We start from the raw sequence: 25375 nt of genomic DNA on the forward strand, positions 1-25375 counted from the left end.
CACCGAGGAACGTACGGCGCGAGATGGCTGGTCTCATGGGGTTCGACGTATTCATGTGGCACCTCCGTGTGCCTCTAGTGGACTTGCTGCAGCTGTGGCCGGCATCTGTCAGCCCCGTAATCCAGTCGTGGCGATTCCCTGGACGATTCGCCGTTGAAATACCAGAAATACGATGAACAACGGAATCAGTGCTACGGCGCTCATTGCGAGCATCGGTCCCCACGCGGACTCGCCAGTCGCGTCCAAGAACATTCGCAGGCCGAGCGGGACTGTGAACAGGTCGACGTCGTTGAGGTAGATCAGCTGGCTGAAGAAGTCGTTATAGGTCCAGATGAACGTGAATATCGCCGTCGTGGCCAATGCCGGCGTGAGCAGCGGAAAGATGATGTGGCGGAATATCCGCACCGGTCCACACCCATCGATGCGGGCAGCGTCGTCGAGTTCGTGCGGGATCGTCCTGATGAACTGTACGAGCAGGAAGACGAAGAACGCATCGACCGCCATGACCTTCGGGACCAAGAGCGGCAGGAAGGTGTTGACCCAGCCGAGGTAGTCGAACATGGAGTATTGCGGGATCAGCGTGACATGGTGCGGCAACATGATCGTGCCGAGCATCATCGCGAACCAGAATCGCCGGAAGCGAAAATCGAGGCGCGCAAATGCGTATGCGGTGATGGAGCAGAAAATGACGTTACCGATCACGGCCACGATCCCGATGACGAGCGAGTTCGTGAAGAACGTCGTGAAACTCTTGCCGGCGCCGGTCCAACCCTCGGCGTAGTTGGCCAGGTCCACCGGGTTCGGGATGAGCCCGGTGGAACTGAAGATCTTCGAGTCTTCCTTGAAAGAGCTCGCGAGCAACCACAGCAGGGGATAGCTCATGACGACCGTGCCGACGACGAGCGCCCCGTGCGCGAGGATGCGACGCGGTCGACGGCGCTGAGCCGTGTTCGATGTCATCGTCTCCCTCCCTAGCGGTCGTAGTTGACCCAGTACTTGCTCAGCGCGAAGTTGACCGCGGTGACCGCCGCGATGATCAGCAGCAGGATCCATGCGAGCGCGGAGGCATACCCCATGCGGAAGTACGCGAAGCCTTCCTGGTACAGGTACAGGGTGTAGAAGAGCGTCGAATCGGTTGGTCCGCCGGTGCCTCCGCTGATGATGAAGGCGGGGGTGAATGCCTGGAACGAGTTGATGAGTCGTAGCACGAGGTTGAAGAAGATGATGGGCGTGAGCAGCGGAATCGTGATGCTCCAGAAGCGGCGGAGGACTCCGGCCCCGTCGACCGCGGCCGCCTCGTAGAGCTCGTCCGGGATGCCTCTCAAGCCGGCCAGGAAGATCACCATCGGTGCCCCGAACTGCCAGACGTTCAGGACGACCAGGGTGAACAGCGAGTAGCTCGGGTCCGAGATCCAGCTCGGTCCCTCGATGCCGAACACCGAGAGAACATCGTTGACCAGGCCGTCGCGCCCGAAGACCTGGCGCCACAGCACTGCTATGGCCACACTGCCGCCGAGTAGGGACGGCAAGTAGAACGCCGACCGGTAGAAGTCCAGGCCCCGCAGTCCACGGTTGAGCACGATGGCGACGAGGAGCGCGAAGGCGAGCTCCAGCGGAACGCCGAGCAGAACGTAGGTCGTGGTGACCTGCAGCGACTTGGTGAACCTGTCGTCGTCGGTCAGCATCCGCACGTAGTTCTCGAGGCCGACCCAGTTCGGCGCCGACAGCAGGTCGAAGTCGGTGAAGGACAACACCAGCGACGCCAGCATGGGTCCGACCGTGAGCAGGACGAAGCCGAGTAGCCAGGGCAGAAGGAGCACGTAGCCCCACACGTTGTCCCGGTACCGGCGACGTTTCACGCCGACTCGGCCAGTGGTGTCCTGCGTCCGCTCCTGCGCGGCGGCCGTCATGGTGCGGCCTTCGATCGACCCAGCCTCACGCGCCACAACGATGAGGCGCATTCCTGCGAGCCATCTCGGCACCGTACATCGTAATACACATCGTTGTAAAGTCTGGTCGCGGCGCCCTGGTCCCGAGCCGAGATCCGGCGTCCGGCGGCCAGGGTGGGCATCATGGCGCGTCCGGTGTGCCCAGCGCTGCCAACAGGGCTCGGCGGCGCTGATGGTCGATGGACTCGCTGGGTACGGCGCTGCTCGGGCGGGTGATGATCTCATGCAGCACCGGCAACGGAAGCTTGGGAGTACGGTCCTCGGTGAGCAGGCCGTTGCGCTCCTGTGCAGTGTCGGTCAGCTGCGTGTAGCAGAAGCCGGCGATCTCGGGGCTACCGATCAGCGCGGCAACCAGTTCCTCGAAGGCGGCTCGGAACTCGTCCTCCGAACCCACCACGCGGTATCCGAACCACTTCTCGCCAATGGCAGGTAGGTAGGCCAGACCACCGAACTCGCTGATGACGACGGGGTGGCCCGCCCGTTCCTGATCGCCCAGCACAACCTTCCGTCCGGCCGGCCCGGTTCCAGCCAGAACCCCCGCGAGGGCCTCGGGATCACCGTATCGTCGCCGGAGGTCAGCGCCGGCCGTGGCGTAGTCGTGGATGCTCCAGATGTCGCTCACCGGGTGCTCCCAACCGTCGTTGGAGATCACTGGTCGCGTTGGATCCAGGGTCTTGGTGAGGTGGTAGAGGGCACGTGCATGGTGCTGCTGTCTGGCGGAGGAGGCGATGCTCGGCACGCCCCAGCTCTCGTTGATCGGGACCCAGGTCACGATGCACGGATGGCTGCGATCGCGGCGGACGACGTCGGCCCATTCCGTGATGACCTGGTCGGCGCTTCTCGCGGAGAACTCGTGCGCGTTGGCCATCTCACCCCAGACCAGCAGGCCGAACCGGTCGCACCAGTAGAGGAACCGCGGATCCTCGACCTTCTGGTGTACGCGAACGCCGTTGAAGCCCAGCTCCTTGATCAGCTCGACTTCCCGCCGGAGCGCGTCGCCGCTCGGCGCTGCGAGGTGGGACTCCGGCCAGTATCCCTGCGCGAGCACCATGCGCAGGTAGTAGGGACGGCCGTTCAGCAGGAAGGCACCGTCGCGGACGCCCACCTCCCGGAACCCGACATAGCTGCGGACGCGATCGACGGTATCGGCCACTCGCAGGGAGAGGTCAGCGGTCATCAGGGTAGGAGATTCCGGCGACCAGTGCAGAGCCTTGTCGTTGTCCTCGAGGCCGGGGATGCTGACCGAGAACTGCGCCCGCGAGCCCACCAGGCGCATCGACTGAGCTGCCAGCAGCCGGTCGCCCAACTCGAGCGTGACGTCTAGGGTGCCAGTTGTGTCGACCGTCCCCCGGACGGACAGCTCGACGCGCAGGACCCGCGCGGTCATATCGGGGATCAGGTCCAGCTTGTCGATCGAGACCCGCGGTACCGGCTCCAGCCAGACCGGTTGCCAGATGCCGCTGGTTCGCTCGTAGAAGATGCCCGACGGCTCGGGGTCCCAGGTTTGCTTGCCACGCGGAATCCCAGCATCGTCGGGTTGATCCTCCGCCCTGACGACGAGCGATTGCTGGTCGCGCCGCGGGTCGAGCGCGTCGCTGATGTCGACGGTGAAGGGCGTGTGGCCGCCTTCGTGGTCGGTCAGGTGGTGCTCGTTCAGCCACACCGTGGCTCGGTGGTCGACGGCGCCGAAGTGCAGGAGCAGCCGCTCGTCGTCGCCGAGCTCCGGCAGGTCGAAGGCACGGTGATACCAGATGACAGGGTGAAAGGATCGGTCGTTGACACCCGAGAGCTTGGACTCCGGCGGATAGGGCACCTCGATGGTGCGGTCGAAGACACCGGGCGGAACGGTGAACCACTGCTGACCGATGCCGTGATCGCGGTCGTCGTAGGCGAACCGCCACGTGCCGCAGAGGTCGTACCATCGATCGCGGACGAGCCGGGGCCGAGGGTACGAAGACGAGTCGATCATGTGGTCCTCTCAATCCGCACCGGCCGACGGGTCCAGTAGTCGCGTGGGCACACGCGCGAAGCGATCATGAATCGGTCTCAGCCGGTCGTGAGCGTTCTGGCGATGGCGGGAAAGACGTCGTCGATCTCCGTAGCGATCAGCTTCCGCAGGTACCTCCGGGTGTCCGCACATGCTGGATCGGCGGCCAGATTGTGCTGCTCGCCGGGATCCGTGACGTGGTCGTAGAGCTCGTCCTCGTCACGGGAGCGAAAGATGTAGCGCGCGGTCGGAGTGCGTACCGACAGGTTGATGGCGTCGGTCTCCGCGCGCCAGGTGCGCGGGTCGAGATGCTCGCCGTTCGCGTCGGCCCGCATCCGATACAGCACGGACTCCGCGGTCACATGGTCCCGTGTCGGCGTGGCATCGGATGCGCCGATCATTTCCGCAAAGGATATGCCGTCGTCGGGCCCTCGCCAGCTGACATCGGCGAGTTCGGCCAGCGTGGCTGCGATGTCGACCATCGAGATCAGGTGCGAGATCCGCGCCTGGCCCGCATCGGGATGCCGGATTATGAGCGGAACACGCAGTGCCTCCTCGTAGTGGAGTAGGTGCCCCTTCTCCATCAACCGATGAGCACCCATCATGTCGCCGTGGTCGGAGGTGAAGACCACGGTCGTGTCATCCAGCGTGCCGGTCCGCTCGAGATGGTCGAGGATCCGGCCGACCTGCGCATCGACCAGAGCGCAGAAGCCCAGGTAGTGGCCGACGAGATCGACCCAGCCGGCTTGATCCAGGTCGGCGTACTCGGTGGCGAACGGCGACTCGCGCACCTCGCGCGGCCTCGTGCCTGGCCCTGTCGCGAAGCTGTCAGGTAGCCGGACCAGGCCACGATCGATGATGGAGTCATATGGTGCCGGCACCACCATCGGGAAATGCGGAGCGTTGAACGAACAGACCGCGAACCAGGGACGATCGGCTGGCCGGCGGTCGAGGGTGTGGAGGAACTGATCGGTCTGCCAGGTCTCCAGGTAGTGCTCGAGCCGGATCTCGGCGCGACCTCGATGCGGTGAGTCCGGGGCCCCCAACTCGCGCAGGTCGGCCGCCGAGAGATTCTCGATGTGCCCGGGCACCAACTCGTATCCGAGCTCGGTGACATACCTCCGGTAATCCTCGATGTACCGCCCGCGATCCCGCCCGTCGAGAACGGCGGGGATGGCGGCCGTGTCGTCGAAGCCCATCAGCTGCGGCGTGGTTCCGGGCACATGCCATTTGCCGGTGTACATCGTGTGATAGCCGGCGTCGCGGAATGCCGAGGCGATGCTTCGGGAACGAAGTTCCGGTGCGATGGCTCTCCAGTTGCCGAGCACGTGATGGTGCCGCGGCATCAACCCGGTCCACAGGCTGGTTCGAGAGGGGCAGCACAGCGGGAACGGGGTGTAGCACCCATCGAAGATGGTGCCGATCTCGGCCAGCGCGTCCAGCCTGGGAGTCCTCGCTGCCGCGTTGCCCGTGCAGCTCAGGGTCCCCCAGCTCTGCTCGTCGCTCATCAAGATCAGCACATTCGGCCGCATGGAGTCCCCTGAGCCCAGACGTACATCGTTATACATAACGTTGTAAGAACCATAGTGGGACAGCATGGGCGCCGCAACCGTCCAAGGTTCTCCCAGTAGGTCGCCTTGATCAGCGGGGCACGGCGCCGCCGGTCCCGAGGTCGGCGCCGTCCAGAGCCCGGGTGGTGTGAACCCGCAAGGGGTGACGCTGCGGCCAACAATTGGCCATAGCGTCACCAAGGGCGCGCGGCTTCGCGGACGGTGGCATTCCCTGAAGGCGGCCACCGCGCGACTGGTCAGTGAGACCTGTGGTCGTCCAGCCCGGCCCTCAGACCGTGACCGCCTCCCAGCCGCCGCTGGCCATCGACCGGTAGGCGGCGTCGACGACGGCGTTGTCGATCATGCCGTCGCGGAAGGTCTGGACGGGGCGCTCGCCGGCGAGGAAGGCATGGACGAAGTGGTCCAGCTCCGCGTGGTAGCCGTAGCTCCACTCCTCCTGCGGCACGGGGTTGACCCAGCCGCGGTCGGAGCCGGCCTTCTCCACGACATAGCCGGCCGACTCGCCCGCGAAGGCGCGGATCCCGGTCTGGCCGGTGTGGTCGGTGGCGATGTAGCCGTTCGAGCCGTGGATCTCGGTGCGGACGTCGAGGCCGGCCAGGTGGCCCCAGCCGACCTCCACCTGGGCGACCCGGCGGTCGGCGAAGCGGATCATCGCGATGGCGCTGTCCTCGCAGTCGACGTCGTCGCGGGCGAGGCGGTCGCCCCAGGCGAGGACCTCGGTAGGCACGCCGCCGCCGAGGAACCAGCGCCCGATCGCCACACCGTGGATGCCCAGCCCGCGCAGCGGGCCGCCGCCCATCAGCTCCTTGTCGCGGGCGTGCGCGTGCGGGGCGCTGTGCGCCTCGCGGGCCCGCACCCAGTAGACGTCGCCGACGGCGCCATCATCGACGAGCTGCTTGGCCTGCCGGACCGCCGGCACGAACAGCTCGGTCTCGGCATAGCCGTGCCACACCCCGGCCCGTTCGGCGGCCTGCAGGCACTCGCGGGCCTCGTCGGCGTTGCGGCCGAGCGGTTTGGTGCACAGCACCGCCTTGCCGGCCTGCGCCGCCGCCGTCACCGCCTCGACGTGGAGATGGTGCGGCAGCCCGACCACCACCAGGTCGACGTCGTCGCGGGTGACGACGTCGGCGATGCTGGTGGTCGCAACCGGAATGCCCCACCGGCGGGCCACCGCCTCGGCACGGTCGCGGCTGCGGGACGAGATCGCCACCACCTCGTGGTCGCGGACGTACCGCAGCGCCCGCAAGTAGAAGTCGCTGACGAAACCGGCGCCCAGCAGGCCGATGCGTACTCGTTCCATCGTCATCCTCTCGCCGTCGCCCGCTCGATCGCGCCGGAAATGAACGCCCGCGCATGTGCTGCCAGGTCGTCCGGATCGGACCACACGTCCCGCCACAAGGCCATCGATCGACGGAGCGCATCGGGCGCGGCGGCGGCCGTGAAGCTCTCGAAGCCGACCGGCCCGCCGTAGCCGACGTCGGCGAGCGTGCCGAAGACGGCGTCGAAGTCGACGCTTCCCCGGCCCAGGTGCCCGCGGTTGCTCTCGCTGGCGTGCACGTACACCAGCCGGTCGCCGCAGGCCCTGATAGCTGCTGCGACATCGGCCTCCTCGATGTTCATGTGGAACGTGTCGAGGTGGACGCCGACGTTGTCGGCACCGATCTCGTCGATCAGGTCGAGGGCTTGCGAGGCGGTGTTGATTAGGTTGCTCTCGTACCGGTTGACCACTTCCAGGCCGATCGTGACGTCGGCGGCCGCGGCCCGGCCGGCCAACCGGCGCAGCGCGGCCACGCTGCGCCGCCGGTCATCCGTGGTAGCCGGGCCGTCGTGCCGGCCGGCCGCGCCGTAGAGCACGCCGCCCAGGTAGGGCGAGCCCAACGATGTCGCCACCGCCAGCGCGTCGTCCAGCAGCCGCGCGCCGCGGGCCGCCACGGCCTCGTCCGGGCTGGAGACGTCGGCGTCGAACGGCATCGCGAGCAGGCCGACCGCGCCCAGGCCGGCGTCGTCCAGCAGCGTCCTCAGCCCGGGCGCGTCGACGGCGGACGGGTCGCGCAGCGGCACCTCCAGCAGGTCGAAGCCGGCAGTTGCGGTCGCCGACACCACGCGCTCCCAGGCCGCCGGGCCGCCACCGCGCAGGAACACCATCGCGTGCAGCGCGAGCGGATTCACCAGGGTCACCCCTCGCCGCGGTAGTCGACCGCGGCCTCGGCGATGTCCGGCGCCAGGAAGTCGAACTCCGGCACCTCGTCGTACTGGCCCTTCGTCACGAAGAACTCGGCGGTCGCGCCCAGTACGTCGGCGGCATGGCCGCTGGACAGCAGCTCCGTGGACTCTTCCAGGCTGTACCAGTCGTGCCGCTCGGACTCGGCCCGGATGTCCTCCTCGGTCAGGTCGACACCGTTCTCGGCGTAGAAGGCCAGCAGGGACTCCATCGCGCCGTCGAGATCGTTCTTGAGCAGTTCGTTGGCGTCGAAGATCGCCTCGATGGCCCGCGCTGCCGCCTCCGGCTGCTCGGCGGCGAAGTCCGGATGCACCACGAACACCGTGTAGACCTCGGTGCCGGCGTCCGTTCCGGTGCAGAGACGCTCGAACCCTTCGGCGTCCATCCGCTCGACGAGCTCGCTCCACACCTGCGCGACGGTGCCGTCGCCGGCGGTGAAGGAGTTGGCGATCTGCGGCGGCTCGAGCGGGACGAGCTCCATGTCGTCCGGCTGCATGCCGAGGCTCTCCAAACACGCCTGGTAGACCTGCTCGCCGAGCGAGCTGCCGACCACCAGGGCCTGTTTGCCGGTGAGGTCCGGCGCCGGGTCGTCGAGGTCGACCTCACCCTCGCGTACGTAGAGGATGATGTTCCCGGCCTCCTCGTTCTGCACCCCGGCGATCTTCAGGTCCCACTTCTCGCCGGCGACGATGGCCGGCGGCGAGCCGAGGAACGCGACGTCCCACTCCCCCGCCAGGCCTGTCTCGACGATCGGCGGGCCGCTGTCGAAGACCTCCAAGGAGGTCACCTCGAGGTCGTTCTCCTCGAAGAACCCCAGGTCCTGCGCGCCCCAGACGGACCACCCGACCAGGTTCGGCACGGTGGCGAGCCGGATCTCGGCGGTGCCGTCGCTGGTGGTGCCGGCGTCCTCGCCGCCGCACGCGGTCGCGGCCAGCGGGACGGCGAGCGCCCCGGCCAGCACGAATCGTGCCCGGCGGCCAGCAGAAATCGTGTTCATCACGCGAGTCCTTTCGTCAGCTGATGCGCTGCTCGGCCGAAGCGGCGGAGATCTCCTCGCGCACCGAGGTCCAGATGTGCTGGCGAAGCCGGGCGAACTCCGGCTCGTTCATCACGTCGTGCGCCGGCTGGTCGCGCCAGGCGCTGTGCTGCGCGACGTCGATCGACTCCTTCACCCGCCCGGGCCGGGCGGACATCACCACGATGCGGTCGCCGAGGTAGATGGCCTCCTCGACGCTGTGGGTGACGAACACCGTCGTCACCCCCGACCGGGCGACCAGCTGGGCGACCTCCTCTTGCATGGTGACCCGGGTCTGCGCGTCCAGCGCGCCGAACGGTTCGTCCATCAGGAGCAGGTCCGGTTCGAGGACCAGGGCTCGGGCGATCGCGACCCGCTGCTGCATGCCGCCGGACAGCTCGTGCGGGTACGCGTCGGCGAAGCCGGCCAGCCCGACCCGTTCGAGCTGGGCCATCGCGACGTCGCGCCGCTTCGTTCCGGATACCTTCGCCACCCGCAGGCCGAATTCGACGTTGCGGACCACCGTCATGGACGGGAACAGCGCGAAGCTCTGAAAGACCATGCACCGATGCGGGCCGGGCCCGCCGGCGGGCCGGCCGTCGATGCGGGCCTCACCGGCGGTGGGGCGCTCGAGGCCGGCGGCGATATGCAGCAGGGTGCTCTTCCCGCAGCCGGACGGTCCGAGGACGGTGCAGAACTGACCGGCAGGAACCGCCAGCGTCACGTCGTCCAGTGCCGTGACCACAGCGCCGCGGCGGTGGAAACGCTTGGTGATTCTCACCAGCTCCAGCTTGGGCGTGCCCGCCGCAGTGGCGTCGGCGGTCTCGTCGGTGAGCGCCCGGCTTCTCGCCATCGTCGATCACGTCTCCCGGTGTGTGTCGGTGTGCTGCCAGCGCAGGACCCGCCGGGTGGCCAGGCCCATCAGCGCGGTCATGGCCGCACCGATGATCCCGATCACGACCATCGCGGCCACGATGATGTCCGGCGCGGCGTTGGACTGGCCACGGAGGATCATGAAACCCAAGCCGGACCTCGCACCGACCAGCTCGGCCCCGATGAGCGCCATCCACCCGTTCGTCATCGCGATCGCCACCCCGGCCAGCACCGTCGGCAGCCCGGTCGGCACCGCGACCCAGACGACCTCGCGCCAGCGGCCGGCCCCGAGCGTCCGCGCCGCGCGGCGCAACACCGGGTCGATGCCGCGGACCGCGCGGTGGGCGTTGAGCAGGCACGGAGGGAACGCCGCCACGAACACCACCAGGGCTTGCGCGGTGACCGAGGCCCCGAGCCAGAGGATCGCCAGCGGCACCCAGGCCAGCGGCGGGATGAACCGCAGCGCCTCGAAGACCGGGGTCACCGCCGCGTCGACGTCGGCCTGCTCGGCCATCAGCATGCCCAGCGGGACGCCCAGCAACACCGCCGCGGCCAGGCCCAGGACCCAGCGCTGCAGCGACGCGGACACGTGGCCGGTCAGGGTCTCGCCGGCGAACGGGGTGGTGACCAACTCGGCCAGCCGGTCGGCCACGGAACCCGGGGAGGCGAACATGTCGGCGCCGACCAGCCCGATGCCGTCGGTCACCAGCCACCACAGCACGACCAGGATGGTCAGCGAGGCGAGCACCGACCCCGCGGTGCGCAGTGGCCGGGCGATGGTCGTGGCCGAGCGGGAACGGGTCAGCTCAACGGTCACGATGCCCCGCCTCCCACGGCACCAGGCGCGGTTCCAGCCACCGCATGCCCGCGCCGAAAAGCGCCCCGAGCAGGCCGATGACCAGCATCGCGGCGAACAGCAGGTCGGGCTGGAGTGACCGCCGGGCGTCCAGCAGCAAGAACCCCAGCCCGGCGCTGGCGGCCACCAGTTCGGCCCCTACCAGGGTCATCCACGCGTTGCCGAGGGAGAGCCGGATGCCGGTGAAGGTGAGCGGCGCGGCGGACGGCAACGCCACCCGGCGCACCGTCGTCAACGTGCCCGCGCCCAGCGTCCGGGCGGCCCGCAGCAGCACCGGGTCGACCTGCCGGACGCCCTCGCGGGCATTGATCACGCACGGGATCGCGGCGGCCAGGAACACGACGAAGAACCGGGCACCTTGGCCGATGCCGAACCAGACGATGGCCAGCGGGATCCAGGCTATCGGCGGGATCGGCCGCAGCACGTTGAAGACCGGCCCGGCAAGCGTGTCGACGATCTTCGACGATCCCATCGCCGAGCCCAGCGGCACGCCGATCACGATGGCCAGCAGCCAGCCGCCGAGCACCGTCTGCAGGCTCGCCCACACGTGCCCGGCAAGCGTCGATCCGCTGTACGGCTCGGTGGCGACCGAAACACCCGCGGTGACGACGTCGACCGGCGACGGCAGCACCAGGGGCGTGACCATCGCGAACACCTCGGTGGCGAGGTACCAGGCCGCGGCGAGGACCAGCACCGACGCGGTGGCCACGACGCGCCGCCGAGCACGGCCGGCCCGCCTCGGCTCGTCCGGCGCCTGCCCGCCGCGCTCCGGCGGCGCAGCGGAGCGGTGGCTCGCCGTCTTCGTCATGACCTGGGAACCCGCGACATCCGCAGCTCGTGCGCGCCGTCGGCCCGGGTCATCTCGTAGTACAGCCACCACTCATCATCGACGGTGACGGCGTCGAGGTAGCGCACCGACCCGCTGCCCTGCGACGTCGTGACCCACGGGCGGTGGGGGGTGAGCCGGCGCCAGTGCTCCAGGTCGAACGAGAGCGCGAGGCCGGTGCGCTCCTCGTAGTTCTCGTCCGCACCGGCCGACCCGTCGTAGAAGCCGAGGTAGGCGCCGCCCAGCGGAAGGATCGTGTTCAACCGGGCCTGGTAGCGGTCCCACTCCGTGCCCACGCCGAGGACCTGGCCGTGCCAGTCGAAGGCCCGGCCGTCGGTGCTGGTGGCCAGGCCGGTCGGGTGGGTCGTCACGCCCGTGTTGTAGATGTCGGACGTGGCGTGGGCGCGGGCGCGCTGCTCCTGTGTGAGCGTCTGGGCCTCGGCATAGCTGGCGAACAGGTAGACGGCCGGCCCGATCCGCCACGCGTACGGGTCCTTGACCCCCTCGGTTCCGGTCGTGGCCGCCGTCAGCACGGGCTCGGCCTTCGACACCGAGAAGCCCGCTGGCGTGTCGGCGTCCATGACGTCGATGCGCCAACGGTTGTCGTCGGGGTCGACGTAGCTCAGGTACAGCAGGTAGCCGTCGCCCATCGGGAGCAGTGAGCACCGTTCCATCGACGCCGTCGACAGCTCCTCCTTCTCCACCGCCCAGATGTCGCGGAAGGTGACTCCGTCGTCGCTCTCGGCGATTGCGCAGCGCCAGCCGCGTTCACGCTCGGTACCCCGCGGCCGGCGTTGCCGGTAGGTCAGCAGGAACCGGTCCCCGTCCCGAAGGATCCCTGGGCAGCCGCTCCAGTAGCCGCTCTCCGCGATCTCGGGCGGCCGCACGACGACGCCCCGCTCGGGACCGAACGGCGGAAAGGGCGAGAGGACCCGATGCCCGGCGGCCTCACTCATCGATGCTCCTCGACATGGTTGGTGTACGTAGCGCCGTTTGCCACGACGCGCCGGCCAGACGGTGTGGCGCCGGCACCTGACCACCGGCGTCGACCGGCGGGCGGTAGAAGACCCGGTCCAGCGCGACGGCGGCGGCCCCGACGACGCCGACCTTCGGCCCGAACGTGGTCAGCTCGACCCGGATGGCGTCGCGGAGCACCGGGAACGCTTGACGGCGCAACGCCCGGCGCAGCGGCTCGAGCAGCAGGTCACCGGCGTCGCAGAAGAAGCCTCCGACGACGATCAGCTCGGGATTGAGCAGGTTGATCAGGTTCGCCAGGCCGGTGGCCAAGTGCCCGGCGGTGGATTCGATGATCTCGCCGGCCGCCGGGTCCCCGGCCTGGCCGGCCGCGACCAATGCCGCCAGTGGGCTGCGGCCGCCCGCCAATTCGCTCGCCAGCAGACCCGCCGGCTGGGCGTTCACGGTGGCCCGCACCCGCTCGACCAACGCCGGTTCGGACGCCACAGTCTCCAGGCACCCGGTGCTGCCGCACGAGCACGGGCGGTCGCCCGCCCCGATGCGCAGGTGACCGATCTCCGTCGCGCCGTGGGTGCCGCCCCGGTACGGCTGGCGGCCGAGGACGAGCCCGGCGCCGACACCGGTGCGCAGGTACACGAACGCCAGGCTGTCCGCCTCGCGGCCCAGGCCGTACCGCGCCTCGGCCAGCGCCATCGCCCGAACGTTGTGGTCGACGACCGTCGGGATGCCGAGTGCCCGCTCGATGTGGTCGCTGAACGGGACGTCACGCCAGCCCAGGTTGATCGACAGCAGGTTTCGCCGCTGTGCGGCGTCGACGGGACCCGGCGCACCGATGCCGATGCCGATGATGGACTCGCGCGGCACACCGCTGCCGGTGAGGAGGTCGCCGAGCGCCGTCTCGATGACACCGAGGACCGTATGTACGTCCGCCGCGGGATCGAAGGTGACGGTGGCGTCCTCGACGACGTTGGCGAGCAGGTCGCAGATGGCCAGCTGGACCGTTCCCACGCCGACCTGGACGCCGCAGACGTGACGTGCGCCGGCGACCAGCGCGACGTCGATGGATGGCCGGCCAACACGGCTCAACGCCGGCCGGACCCGCGGGATCTCGGCCACCACGCCTTCGCTGATCAGTTCGGCGATCGCCTTGGTGACGGTGGTCGCGCTCAATCCGGAACGATCGGCGAGCTCGATCCTGGGCAGCGGCCCGACCTCACGCAGCAGCCTGAGCAGGGCTGCCCGGTTGTGCACCCGGACGTGCCGGGCGCTCATTCCCCCTAATTCATTGCTCACGGTGAAAAACCTAACCGCCTCGTTCAGAGCCGTCAACTTGCCCGCACTCGCGCCTTTTGGTCCATCTTACCTGCACTGATAGGTGCTACCGGCGGGTAAGTCCCGGTTCGCCCTTGACGACCACTATGTACCCAGATAATTTGCGAACCTGAATAATGAACGGATCGTCACTCGCCGGCCCAGCTGAGCCCGAGAGAGATCGGCCGGCGTCATGCGGTCCCGTCGTGGAAGGGCCAGGCGATGGCGAGGACTCCGCGAGCACGATCGAGGCGGCGTGCCTTCCCGTACGGCATGGCTCACTCCGCGCAGCGCGGGCCGTACCAGCACCCCAGCTCCAGCGACCCGATGGCCTCCGCAGCGGCCAGCGTCGACCACCTCTAGGAGCACCATCGACCTCGCACGGCCGAAGGAGCCCGTATGCAACGCCGCATCGTGACCCTCGCCCTCGCCGTCCTGCTGGCCGCCATCAGCCTGGTACCGCAGTCCAACGATTCCACGGCCACCTCTCGAGAAAACCTCCAGCCGGAGTTCAGCGCGCTGCTGTTCACCAAGACTGCCGGTTTCCGGCATGCGTCCATCCCGGCCGGGGTGGCGATGTTCGAGCAACTGGCCGCCGACCACGGCTTCGAGCTGGTGCACTCGGAGGACGCCGCGCTGTTCAACGACGCCGACCTGGCCCGGTTCGACGTGCTGATCATGCTGCAGACGTCGGGCAACGACCTGTGGAACGCCGAGCAGCAGGCCGCCCTGCAACGGTACGTGCGCGGCGGCGGCGGCATCGTCGCCATCCACAACGCGCTGGACATGGGCGCGCCCGACGTGTGGTTCCCGTGGTGGGACGACCTGATCGGCACCACCATGACCCGGCACTCGGCGCAGAACCTCCAGGCCACGATGAAGGTGGCCGACCGCGTACACCCGTCCACCGCCGGGCTGCCCGAGCGCTGGCAGTTCCGCGAGGAGTGGTACAACTTCGACGCCAACCCGCGCGGCGACGTACACGTGCTGGCTACGGTCGACGAGACCACCTACGACCCGGGTCCGGACGCGATGGGTGCGGACCATCCGATCTCGTGGTGCCGCGACTTCGAGGGCGGCCGGGTCTGGGCCACCGCGTTGGGCCATCACGCCGCCGCCTACACCGAGCCGTTCTTCGTCGAGCACGTCCTGGGCGGGGTGCGCACCGCGGCGGGAGTCGAGGAGGCCGACTGCGGCGGAACGGTGTGGGAGAACTTCCAGAAGGTCCCGCTGTCCACCGAGGTGACCCAGCCGATGGAGCTGGACGTGGCCGACGACGGCCGGGTCTTCTTCGTCGAGCGCACCGGCGGCGTGCGGATCTACCAGCCGGACACCGGTGCCACGGTGGACGCCGGGGCGCTCAACACCGACACGCGCGGCGAGAACGGCCTGCAAGGCATCGCACTGGACCCGGACTTCGCCACCAACGGCTGGGTGTACCTGTACTACTCGACGCTGCCCGACGGTGAGCGGCGGCTCTCGCGCTTCCACGTCGACGGCAACACGCTGGACCTGAGCTCAGAAGTCGTGCTCCTCGGCATCCCCACCGACAACCCCGAACGTCCCGCGCACGTCGGCGGCTCCGTCGAGTTCGGCCCGGACGGCAGCCTGTACCTGTCCACCGGCGACGACACCGTGCCGTTCGAGTCCAACGGCTACAGCCCCATCGACGAGCGGCCGGGGCGGATCGCCTTCGACGCGCAGCGGACCTCGGCGAACACGAACGACCTACGCGGCAAGGTCCTGCGCATCCACCCCGAGGAAGACGGCACGTACGCCATCCCCGACGGCAACATGTTCGCGCCGGGGACCCCGGGCACCCGGCCTGAGATCTTCGCGATGGGGTTCCGCAACCCGTTCCGCATCACCGTGCACCCGGACACCGGCGACGTGCTCGTCGCCGACTATGGGCCGGACGCCCGCGAGCCGAACCCCGAACGCGGGCCGGAGGGGTACGTCGAGTGGCAGGTGGTCGGCGAGCCCGGCTACTACGGCTGGCCCTACTGCCACGGCGACAACTTCGCGTACCGCGACTACGACTTCGCCACTGGCGCGTCCGGCCCGGCGTTCGACTGTGCCGCCCCGGTCAACGATTCGCCGAACAACACCGGCCTCGCCGAGCTGCCGCCCACCATTGCGCCGGCCGTGTGGTACACGTACACCGACTCGGCCGAGTTCCCCGAGCTGGGCAGAGGCGGCGGCGGGCCGATGGCCGGCCCGGTCTACAGCTACGATCCCGGCCTGGAGTCGGGCCGGAAGTTCCCCGCCTACTACGACGGCAAGGCTTTCTTCTACGAGTGGAGCCGGCACTTCCTGCGCGAGTTCGTGCCCGACGGTCGCGACACCCCAACCAAAATCAACCCGTTCCTGCCGGACGTGCGGTTCAACGCGCCGATGGACATGGTCTTCGGCCCGGACGGGGCGATGTACGTGGCCGAGTGGGGGCGCGGGTTCGGCCGTAACAACCCCGACGACGGCATCTACCGCATCGACTACGCCAAGCCCGGGTTCCGGTCCCCGGTCGCGGTCGCCGGGGCGACTCCGACCAGCGGGTGGGCGCCGCTGGAGGTGCGGTTCGACGCCACCGGCTCGACCGACCCGGACGAAGGCCAAGCCCTCACCTACGCCTGGGACTTCGGCGACGGCGGCACGTCCACGGAGCCGAACCCCACACACACCTACACCGCCAACGGCACCTACGCCGCCCGGCTGACCGTCACCGACGACACCGGCCGCTCGGTCAGTACCAGCGTCACCATCAGCGTGGGCAACACCCCGCCGACCGTGCGCCTGGCGATCCCACAGGACGGCGGGTTCATCGACTTCGGCGACGACGTGACGTTCCGGGCGGTGGTCACCGACCGCGAGGACGGCGCCGTCGACTGTGCCGAGGTGACCGTGCAGCCAGCACTGGGGCACGACGCGCACTCCCACCCGCTGGAGGAGGTCGAAGGCTGCCGAGGCACCATCACGACCGTCGCGGGAGGGCACGGAGACGACGCCAACCTCTTCTACGTCATCACCGCGTCCTACACCGACCACGGCGAAGCCGGTGTCGACCCGCTGACGTCGACCACCGAGGTGGTTCTGCAGCCCAAGCACCGGCAAGCCGAGCACTACGACACGCAGTCCGGCGTCGCCGAGCAGCGCCAGGAGGCCGCCGAGGGCGCGTACCGGGTCGGCAACCTCGCCACCGGCGACTGGATCGCCTTCGACCGGATGAACCTGCGCGGCATCGACGCGATCGGCTACCGGGTGGGATCCACCGCCGCCGGCGGCACCATCCAGCTGCGCGCCGATTCGCCCGACGGACCGCTGCTGGCCACCACCGTGGTGACGGGCACCGGCGGACAGAACTCGTACGCCAGCACCGCGCCGGTCCCGGTTACCGCGCTGTCCGGCACGCACACTCTGTACTTCGTGTTCACCGCGAACCAGGCCAACACGTTCAACGTCGACGCCATCGACTTCATCGGCCCCGGCGTGTCGACCAACCGATCAAGCTGACGCCCGCCGGGTGGGCTGCTGCCGGGGTCGGCCCACCCGGCCTCGGCCGCGGCGCGGCAGTGCCGGGGCCTGACCTGCTGGATGCTCATGAGAGCCGGTGACACCGATGCCTGATCCGACCACCATGAACCGGCGCCGCTTCCTGGCCTCCTCCGCCGCTGTGGCGGCCACCGCGACGGCCGGATCGATCACGCCCGCCGCGGCGCAGGCACACGGGCGGCCGCCGAACATCGTGTTCGTCCTCGCCGACGACCTCGGCTACGGCGAGCTGGGCTCGTACGGCCAGGAGCTCATCCGGACGCCGAACCTGGACCGGCTGGCCACCGAGGGAATGCTGTTCAGCCAGTTCTACGCGGGGGCGGCGGTGTGCGCCCCGTCGCGGTGCACGCTGCTCACCGGCCGGCACACCGGGCGGTGCAGCGTCCGGACCAACCCGCTGGAGGGGCCGGCCAGCGCCGGGATGCTGACACCGGACGAGCCCACGTTCGGCAACGTCGTGCGGGCGGCCGGCTACCGCACCGGGCTGTTCGGCAAGTGGGGCTTCGGCCCGGAGGAGGCGGGGCATCACAGCCACCCGGGGCCGAAGGGCTTCGAGGAGTTCTTCGGCTACATCACCCACAACCACGCCCACACCTACTACCCCGACTACCTGTGGGAGAACGACCGCACGGTGAGCGTTCCGGAGAACGCGGACGGGGCGCGTGGCGCGTTCGCGCCGGACCTGTTCGCCGCGCGGGCGCTGGACTTCGTCGAGCGGCACCGCGACGAGCCGTTCCTGCTCGTTTTGTCGACCAACGTGCCGCACTTCCCGCAGGACGTGCCGGACCTGGGCGAGTACGCGGACCTGCCGTGGCGTGACGCGGAGAAGGCCCACGCCGCGCAGATCACCAGGATGGACGCCGACGTGGGCCGCATCGTCGACCTGCTGGAGCGGCTGAGCCTGGCCCAGGACACGCTGGTGTTCGTCACCAGCGACAACGGTCCCCATCAGGAGGGGAACCCACGGCTGGACCCGCTGTTCTTCGACGCCACCGGCCCGCTGCGGGGCATCAAGCGCAACCTGTACGAGGGCGGCATCCGGGTGCCCATGCTCGTGTGGGGCCCCGGCCTGCTGAAGGGCCGGCCCGGCACCGTAATCCACGACGCCTGGACCACCTGGGACGTCCTGCCGACGCTCGCCGAGATCGCCGGCGCACCTGTGCCGTCGGACCTGGACGGCGACTCGATGGGGCCGGTGCTCCTGCCCGGCACCGACCCCGCGCCGGGGCAGCGCGCATACCTGTATTGGTACCGGCTCGAGCGGTTCCAGTCGCCGCTGTCCAACGCGACCGACCAGGGCCGGGGCCGACAGGTATGCGAGGCCCTGCGCCGCGGGCAGTGGAAGGCCGTCCGGTTCGCTCCCGGCACCGATCGGTCGGTGCCGGACGAGGAGTGGGAGGTCGAGCTGTACAACCTGGGCCGAGACCCCGGCGAGCAGGACGACGTCGCCGTCGAGCATCCGCAGGTCGTGGTCTCGCTGGTGTCGCTCATGCACCACGCTTGGGTGGAGCCGTGAGCGCACGGCGCCGGGCGCGCGCGATGAACCGGCGCCAGTTCCTGTCCCGGAGTGCGGCCGGCACGGGGGCGCTGGCGCTGGGGTTGCACGACCCGTCGTCGGCCGGCGCCGCGCAGGTCGACCGTCCGAACTTCCTCTGGCTGGTCAGCGAGGACAACTCACCGTACCTGGGCGCGTACGGTGACCCGCAGTCCGCCACGCCCACGCTGGACCGGCTGGCCGCCGAGGGCATCCGCTACGAGAACGCCTTCGCGACCGCCCCGGTCTGTGCACCCACCAGGTTCGGCATCGTCACCGGCCTGGAGGCCACCACCTGCGGACCGGCGCATCAGATGCGCGCGTCGGGGCACATCCCAAACTGGCTGCGCGGCTTCCCCGCCTACCTGCGGGAGGCCGGCTACCACTGCACGAACAACGCCAAGACCGACTACAACGCGCCGATCAGCATCGCCGACGCCTGGGACGCCTCCAGCGGGCAGGCACATTGGCGCAACCGGCCCGCCGCGGCGCCGTTCTTCGCTGTCTTCAACTACAACGTCACGCACGAGAGCCAGCTGTTCCCCGGCGCCCGGGAGCCGCTGCCCACGGGCCCAGGGCCAGACGAGGTCCGCCTTCCCCCGTACCACCCGGACGCGTCCCAGCTGCGTGCCGACCGGTCGCTGCACTACGACCTGATGACGAGCCTGGACCAGCAGGTCGCCCAGCGGCTGGCGGAGCTGGAGGCCGACGGCCTGGCCGGCGACACGATCGTCGTCTACTACGGCGACCACGGCGGGGTCCTGCCGCGCAGCAAGCGCTCCTGCCTAGACAGCGGGTTGCGGATCCCGCTCGTCGTCCGGTTTCCCGCCAGGTGGGCCCACCTAGCGCCGGCCGGGCCGGGCACCGTCACCGACGAGATCGTCGACCAGCTCGACCTCGCACCCACCATGCTCAGCCTCGCCGGCCTGCCGGTGCCCGACTACATGTCCGGCCGCGTATTCGCCGGCGACGGACGCGAGCCACCCAAGCGCTACACGTTCGGCTTCCGCAATCGGATGGACGAGCGCTATGACATGAGCCGTACCGTCCGCGACGCGCGTTACCGCTACACCCGCAACTACCTGCCACACGTGCCCTACGGCCAGCACAACGAGTACGCCTGGCAGCAGCTCGGCATGGCGGAATGGGAACGGCTGTTCCACGAGGGGCGGTGCGACGACGTCCAGTCCGCCTACTGGCGCGATAAGCCGGTCGAAGAGCTCTACGACCTGTGGGCGGACCCGCACGAGGTGACCAACCTCGCCGCCGACCCCGCACGCCGCACCGTCCGGAACGACCTGCGTGCCGCGCTGGACGCGCATCTGGTGGCGGTCAACGACAACGGGTTCATCCCAGAGGGATCCCCGCTGGAGGGCTTCGACGCCAGCCGTTCACCGGGCGCCTACCCGCTGGCCGAGGTCATGCGCGTGGCCGCGGTGGCGGCCGAACGGCGGGTCGCCGGCACCGCGCAGCTGATCCGCTGGCTCCTCCACGACAACGAGTGCGTGCGCTATTGGGCCGCGCTGGGTTGCGTCATGCTGCGCGGGGGCGCAAAGGCGGCTACCGGCACGCTCCTGTCGCGGCTGAACGACCCGTCCTGGTCGGTGCGCATCGTCGCCGCGCAGGCGCTGTGCTGGCTGCGGGAACGGGAGCGCGGGCTGGCCGTGCTCACCGAGGCACTGCTGCACCACGACCACGAGCGGATCCGCCTGCAGGCGGCGAACGCGCTGGACGAGATCGGCTCGCTAGCGCTGGCCACATTGCCTGCGCTACGGCAGGCCGGCGGCGACGCCAACCTCCAGGTCCGGCAGGCGGTCGGGTACACCGCCGCCGTGCTCGCCGGTGAGTGGCCCTACGCCGACGGGCTGTCGCTCCAGCTCCCCGCCACCTGGCTGGTCGCCGGTGAGCCAGGTCGAGTGACCGTGCGCCTGCACAACAGCGGCGAGCAAGCGCGGGTGAACATCCAGCTGTCCCTCGCGGCGCCGGACGGTTGGGTGGCGACGCCGGCTACGCCCGCCGGCTACGCCGCGCTGCCGGCCGGGCACACCGTCGAGGCGGGCTTCGACCTCACCGCGCCGCCCGGCACCGAGCCCGGCGAACACTTCATCCACGGCGTTACCACCTACAGCACCGCCGGCCACGACATGAGCACCAGAGTGCGCCGACCGATCTACGTCGAAGGAGAACCGGCATGACCACACGCAGACTGAGCCGCCGCGGCTTCCTGACCGGCGCTACGGCGACCGCGCTCGCGGTTCCAGCGCTCGCCGTGCCTGCTCTCGCCCGGCCCGTGCTCGCGGACGTCCCGGACGTGCCGGACACCGCGATGGGTCAGCGCGTGCCCAACCCCGCCCTCGGCCAGCAGTGGTACATGATCCGCACGCTGCTGGACCAGGACTTTGAGGGCACCTGGGCCAGGGTTGCCGACCTCGGCTACCGCAACATCGAGCTGGGCCCGTCCCTGTTCGGCCGCACGCCCGCGCAGCTGCGAGAACTTTTCGACAGCCTCAAGCTGAAGGTCGTCTCGCGGATGGTGTCGCTGCAGATCGTCCGTAACACCTTCGAGGCCGCGGTCGAGGAGTCGCTCGCCCTGGGCGTGCGCTACCTGCGCTGCAACTCGATCCCCGCCTCGCAGAACACCCTCGACGGGTACCGGCAGATCGCGCGGGACTTCAACGCCGCCGGCGCGATCGCCCGCGAGGCGGGCATCCGGTTCGGTCACCACAACCACCTGCGGGAATTCCAGCCCATCGACGGCGTCGTGCCGTTGGAGCTGCTGCTGGCCGAGACCGATCCGCACCTGTTCGACCTGCAGCTCGACATCGGGTGGGCGGTGCGTGCCGGAGTGGACGTGATCGACTTCATGACCGCGCACCCGTACCGGGTCGGGACGTTCCACCTCAAGGACGTTGCGGCCGACGGCTCGGAAGCGGCCATCGGCGCCGGCACCATCGACTGGGCCGCCATCTACGACTTCGCCAGCCGGCAGCGAGTGCGGATGTCCATCGTCGACCTCGACAACCCGCCGGACCCGTGGGCGAGCGTCTCGGCCAGCTACTCCTACCTGCGCCAGCTCACCTTCTGAGAAGGAGGCCTGCGATGAAACGGCTCACGTTGATCGCCGCGCTGGCGGCCGCACCCACGACGACGCCTGCGGCACCGGCCGCCTCCATCGATTCGCCGGTCGAAACCCGCAGGACCAGTGGGAGAAGCTTCAGAAGATCCCGATGGACACCAACGTGAGCCAGCCGATGGAGCAGACGTGGCCGTGACGGCCGGGGCTTCCTCACCGAGCGCCCCGGCACGGTCGAAGTCATCGATCCGGACACTCGAACGATCCGCAGATGCCAACTCCGGCGGGACCGCCACGACGACGGCGTCGCTGTCGTGCGCCGCCAGGGCGGCCCGCACGGTCGTGTGGCAGCGGTCGGCACCGAGTCCGAGCGCGGATCGCGCGATGCGAAACCGCTCCGGGTCGACATCGACAGCCGCGACTACCTCGGCCAGGCCGACGTGGATCAGCTTGACGGGCTGGAACGGACGCGTCGTCACGCGGTCACCTCGCCCCGTGTCCTCTCAGTCCTTCAGTCCGGTAAGCGCGATGCCAGCGAGCAGCTGACGCTGGGCGACGAAGAAGAGAACGGTCACCGGCAGCGTCACGACTGTCGAGGCAGCCATCAGGTACCCCCATTCGGAGCTGAACGTTCCCTTGAAAGCCGCGAGGCCGAGCGCGAGGGTGAACTTCGCACCGTCGCTGATATAGACCAGCGGGTTCAGGAAGTCGTTCCAGACGGCGAAGAAGGTGAACACCCCGACGACGAGCAGCGCCGGCTTGCTCAGCGGCACGATGATCTGGAGGTAGACCCGCATGGGACTGGCTCCGTCGAGGTAGGCGGCCTCGTCGAGGTCACGCGGGATCGTGCGGAAGAACTGTCGCAGCAGGAACACGCTCGCCATTCCGCCACCCGCACCAGCGAACCAGGCAGGCAGGGTGAGCGGGACGTAGGTGTCAATCAGTCCGAGTCGCTCCCATCCGATGAACGTAGGCACCAAAGTGGCCGCATATGGGAGCATCAACCCGCTCATCAGCACACCGAACACGACGTCCCGTCCGCGCCACCGCAGGCGCCCGAACGCGAACGCCGCCAGGGAGCAGGTGAAGAGGATGCCCGGGACGACGATCAGTTCGAGCGTCATGGTGTTCAGGAAGTAGCCGAAGAACGGTTGGCTGCGCAGGCCGTCGACGTAGTTCTCGATGGTGAACGGATCCGGTATCCACATCGGCGGCGTCGCGAAGATCTGCGCCTCGTCCATGAACGAGCTACGGAGCAGCCAGAAGAACGGCGCCAGGCACACCAGCCCGCCGATGACCAGCAAGGCGACGATCACGCCATGACTGATTCGGGCTACGCCGGGCCGCTTCCCCGCCGTACGCACATCGATAGGAAGCCTTGTCCCGGCGGTGACCATCAGGAGTCACTTCCCAAGTAGAAGACCCACTTGCGGGCCGAGCGGAAGATCAGGACGGTGATGGTCGCCACGACGACGAAAAGGCCCCAGGACAGCGCGCACGCGTATCCGAGCCGGCTCTCACCGAAGGCGGTGCGGTAGATGTAGTACACCCAGAACAGCGACCGGTTGCCCGGTCCGCCCTCGGTCATCAGATAGGCCTCGTTGAAGATCTGCAGGGCGGCGATCATGCCCATGACGAGGTTGTAGAGGATCGTGGGAGTCATCATCGGAAGCGTGACGTAGCGCAGCTTGTGCCAGGCGCCGCCACCGTCGCACTCCACGGCCTCGTAGAGATGGTGCGGCACTCCCTGCAGGCCGGCGAGGAAGATCACCGCCATGTTCCCGAATCCCCAGGCGCTCATGATCGCAAGGGACGGGATGACAGTGGCCGTCCCGTAGATCCACTGGGACGTCGGGAGGTTTGCGCTCTCGAGCAGTGAGTTCAGGAGCCCGAGATCAGGGTTGTAGATCCACGTCCACAGAATCGCCGAGGCGACACTGGGCACCAGGACCGGCAGGTAGAACAGGGTGCGGAAGAAGCCGCGGGCGCGCACTGTCTGGTTCAGCAGCAGCGCCACGCCGAATCCGACCACGAGCGTCAACGGCACGGCGAGGATCGCGTAGTAGAGCGTCGATCCGACCGACTGCCAGAACAGCGGGTCGTCCCCCAGCATGGTCGTGAAGTTGTCGATGCCGACGAAGGTGGGCGACTCCCCGATCGTCCAGTCCGTCAGCCCGATCACGAACGAAGCGATCATCGGGCCGACGATGAACAGGACAAAACCCGTGATCGCCGGCAGCGCCATACCGAGGCCCCAGCGCTGCTCCATCCGCGCCTGACCACTCCGCAGACGGCGGTCAGGGCCGGCCGGGCCGTGGCCGAGAGCCGTCGACGGCTGTGTCGTGACGCTCATGCTCACGACTCGAGCGTGTCGGGGTACACGCCTTCGAGCAGCGGTTCCACCTTCGGCCGGATGCCCTCCAGCACCTGCCTCACCCGGTCGCCACCACCGTCACTGGAGGCGAAGAGTCCGTCGAGGTCGGCGGTGAAAAGGTTACCGATGCGATCCCAGTTCTTGATCCGGTAAGCCGGCTCCGGCTCGCCGTTCTCGACCAGGTAGTCCAGTGCCGCGGTCTTGTACTCGGGCGGATGCACGGGATTGTCCGTCCACGACGCTATCGCCTCGGGGTCGGTGTAGTACGTGCTCTGCAACGGCATCCAAAGCCCTTTGGCGTAGAGATCATTCCTGGCTGGGTCGCCGAGGTGAATCAGCAACTCCATCGTCGAGTCGACGTCCTCGCTGTCGGCTGCCACGATCACGGCATTGCACAGATTCACGGTCTTGGGTTCGCCGAATTTCGGCAGCACGCCCAAGCTGTATGCGAAGTCCATCTGACCGAGATCGAGCAGGTTCCACTGACCGTCCAGCACCATCGCCACCCGGCGGTTCTCGAGCAGGCCTGCGGTGAAGGTCGAAGCGATCGTCTCGAACTGTGCTGGTGTGGGCGCGACTCGATGCACATAGATGAGATCGTGAATCCTCGTGATGACCTCCACGGCCTCCGGACTGTCGAGGACGTAGCCGGTGCCATTCTCATCGACGATGTCGGCGCCGTTGGACTTCAGCAACGGGAAGAATCCGGGCCAGCCGGTGGGTGCCAGGGTGCCCCACTGCTCGACTGCCCTGGTGTCGAACCCCGACTCGGACGGATGCCGGCCGTTGGCGTCGACGGTGAGGCGGTCCGCGTACTGGACGAACTCGTCCCAGCTCCAGGCATCGGCAGCGGTGGCTGGCGGCCGCGGAACACCAGCGTCGTCGATGGCATCGACGTTGTACCAGAGCAGCATCATCTCGACCGCGAGCTGCGTCAGGCCACTGCCCTCGTCCCACTGATGCACGACCGTGGGAAGTAGATCGGCGAGCTGTGAGTACGTGTCCACGTAGTCCAAGACATTGGCCACCTTGCCCTGAGCCCCGAGCCGCATCGCCGTACCCTCCGCCTGATAGCTCAGGTCCGGCAGGTTGTTGGCTGCGACCAGCGTGTTCATCTTCGTGTCGTAGCCGTCGTTCGGCACGAACTGGTAGGTGACGGTGGCGTCACGGCCCTCGTTGAAAGACTCGACGGCCGCCTGGACCCCTTGCTTTTCGACGTCCGATCCCCAGCCCATCATCAGAAGGCTGTCTCTTATACACCTCT

The 25375-nt window shown here is 68.7% G+C and carries 19 protein-coding genes; 4 read left to right on the forward strand and 15 right to left on the reverse strand.

Annotated elements, in window-relative coordinates:
• Positions 1 to 108: 108 nt before the first annotated feature.
• The 12 genes from E1269_RS26180 to E1269_RS26235 form a co-directional block, all read right to left on the reverse strand.
• Positions 109 to 960, reverse strand: coding sequence for a carbohydrate ABC transporter permease (locus E1269_RS26180; protein WP_131900136.1), 852 nt, complete (start codon positions 958 to 960; stop codon positions 109 to 111).
• An 11-nt stretch (positions 961 to 971) separates the two neighbouring features.
• Positions 972 to 1910, reverse strand: coding sequence for a carbohydrate ABC transporter permease (locus E1269_RS26185; RefSeq protein WP_131900138.1), 939 nt, complete (start codon positions 1908 to 1910; stop codon positions 972 to 974).
• A 160-nt stretch (positions 1911 to 2070) separates the two neighbouring features.
• A complete protein-coding gene (locus E1269_RS26190; protein WP_131900140.1) occupies positions 2071 to 3918 on the reverse strand; it encodes a glycoside hydrolase family 2 protein in 1848 nt (615 codons plus the stop codon).
• A 77-nt stretch (positions 3919 to 3995) separates the two neighbouring features.
• Positions 3996 to 5534 (reverse strand): sulfatase-like hydrolase/transferase, encoded by a 1539-nt coding sequence (locus E1269_RS26195; protein WP_131900142.1) that lies wholly within the window; start codon positions 5532 to 5534, stop codon positions 3996 to 3998.
• A 241-nt stretch (positions 5535 to 5775) separates the two neighbouring features.
• Positions 5776 to 6807, reverse strand: a complete 1032-nt coding sequence (locus E1269_RS26200) for a Gfo/Idh/MocA family protein (RefSeq protein ID WP_162606634.1) — start codon at positions 6805 to 6807, stop codon at positions 5776 to 5778.
• Between the two features lie 2 nt (positions 6808 to 6809).
• The gene (locus tag E1269_RS26205; protein WP_131900146.1) at positions 6810 to 7676 is read right to left on the reverse strand and encodes a sugar phosphate isomerase/epimerase family protein; all 867 of its coding nucleotides are present in this window, start codon (positions 7674 to 7676) and stop codon (positions 6810 to 6812) included.
• Between the two features lie 5 nt (positions 7677 to 7681).
• Positions 7682 to 8725, reverse strand: coding sequence for an ABC transporter substrate-binding protein (locus E1269_RS26210; RefSeq protein ID WP_131900148.1), 1044 nt, complete (start codon positions 8723 to 8725; stop codon positions 7682 to 7684).
• Between the two features lie 16 nt (positions 8726 to 8741).
• Positions 8742 to 9596 carry an ABC transporter ATP-binding protein gene (locus E1269_RS26215; protein ID WP_131900149.1) on the reverse strand — a complete coding sequence of 285 codons (855 nt, stop codon included), beginning with the start codon at positions 9594 to 9596 and terminating at the stop codon, positions 8742 to 8744.
• Between the two features lie 6 nt (positions 9597 to 9602).
• Entirely contained in the window at positions 9603 to 10433 is an 831-nt protein-coding gene (locus tag E1269_RS26220) for an ABC transporter permease (protein WP_131900151.1), read from the reverse strand.
• Positions 10423 to 11280 carry an ABC transporter permease gene (locus tag E1269_RS26225; protein ID WP_131900153.1) on the reverse strand — a complete coding sequence of 286 codons (858 nt, stop codon included), beginning with the start codon at positions 11278 to 11280 and terminating at the stop codon, positions 10423 to 10425. Before E1269_RS26225 ends, E1269_RS26220 begins: the two co-directional genes overlap by 11 nt.
• Entirely contained in the window at positions 11277 to 12254 is a 978-nt protein-coding gene (locus E1269_RS26230) for a glycoside hydrolase family protein (protein WP_131900155.1), read from the reverse strand. Before E1269_RS26230 ends, E1269_RS26225 begins: the two co-directional genes overlap by 4 nt.
• The gene (locus E1269_RS26235; RefSeq protein ID WP_131900157.1) at positions 12247 to 13545 is read right to left on the reverse strand and encodes an ROK family transcriptional regulator; all 1299 of its coding nucleotides are present in this window, start codon (positions 13543 to 13545) and stop codon (positions 12247 to 12249) included. The genes E1269_RS26230 and E1269_RS26235 overlap by 8 nt, the downstream gene beginning before the upstream one ends.
• Before the next feature lie 438 nt (positions 13546 to 13983).
• Between E1269_RS26235 and E1269_RS26240 the strand changes: the two genes are divergently transcribed.
• The 4 genes from E1269_RS26240 (at position 13984) to E1269_RS26255 (ending at position 21749) form a co-directional block, all read left to right on the forward strand.
• Positions 13984 to 17091 carry a ThuA domain-containing protein gene (locus E1269_RS26240; protein ID WP_131900159.1) on the forward strand — a complete coding sequence of 1036 codons (3108 nt, stop codon included), beginning with the start codon at positions 13984 to 13986 and terminating at the stop codon, positions 17089 to 17091.
• A gap of 106 nt (positions 17092 to 17197) precedes the next feature.
• On the forward strand, positions 17198 to 18646 hold the full coding sequence (locus E1269_RS26245) for an arylsulfatase (RefSeq protein ID WP_131900161.1): 1449 nt from the start codon (positions 17198 to 17200) through the stop codon (positions 18644 to 18646).
• Positions 18643 to 20859, forward strand: a complete 2217-nt coding sequence (locus E1269_RS26250; protein ID WP_203434090.1) for a sulfatase-like hydrolase/transferase — start codon at positions 18643 to 18645, stop codon at positions 20857 to 20859. Before E1269_RS26245 ends, E1269_RS26250 begins: the two co-directional genes overlap by 4 nt.
• Complete coding sequence (locus E1269_RS26255) at positions 20856 to 21749, forward strand: sugar phosphate isomerase/epimerase family protein (protein WP_131900165.1); 894 nt, start codon at positions 20856 to 20858, stop codon at positions 21747 to 21749. The genes E1269_RS26250 and E1269_RS26255 overlap by 4 nt, the downstream gene beginning before the upstream one ends.
• Before the next feature lie 491 nt (positions 21750 to 22240).
• Here the strand turns inward: E1269_RS26255 and E1269_RS26260 are convergent, their stop codons facing one another.
• The 3 genes from E1269_RS26260 to E1269_RS26270 form a co-directional block, all read right to left on the reverse strand.
• Positions 22241 to 23053, reverse strand: a complete 813-nt coding sequence (locus tag E1269_RS26260; RefSeq protein WP_203434091.1) for a carbohydrate ABC transporter permease — start codon at positions 23051 to 23053, stop codon at positions 22241 to 22243.
• An 80-nt stretch (positions 23054 to 23133) separates the two neighbouring features.
• Positions 23134 to 24006, reverse strand: a complete 873-nt coding sequence (locus tag E1269_RS26265) for a carbohydrate ABC transporter permease (protein ID WP_420810674.1) — start codon at positions 24004 to 24006, stop codon at positions 23134 to 23136.
• A gap of 86 nt (positions 24007 to 24092) precedes the next feature.
• The gene (locus E1269_RS26270) at positions 24093 to 25349 is read right to left on the reverse strand and encodes an extracellular solute-binding protein (protein ID WP_131900171.1); all 1257 of its coding nucleotides are present in this window, start codon (positions 25347 to 25349) and stop codon (positions 24093 to 24095) included.
• Positions 25350 to 25375: the final 26 nt, after the last annotated feature.

This window comes from Jiangella asiatica, from assembly GCF_004349065.1.
Taxonomy (GTDB): domain Bacteria; phylum Actinomycetota; class Actinomycetes; order Jiangellales; family Jiangellaceae; genus Jiangella; species Jiangella asiatica.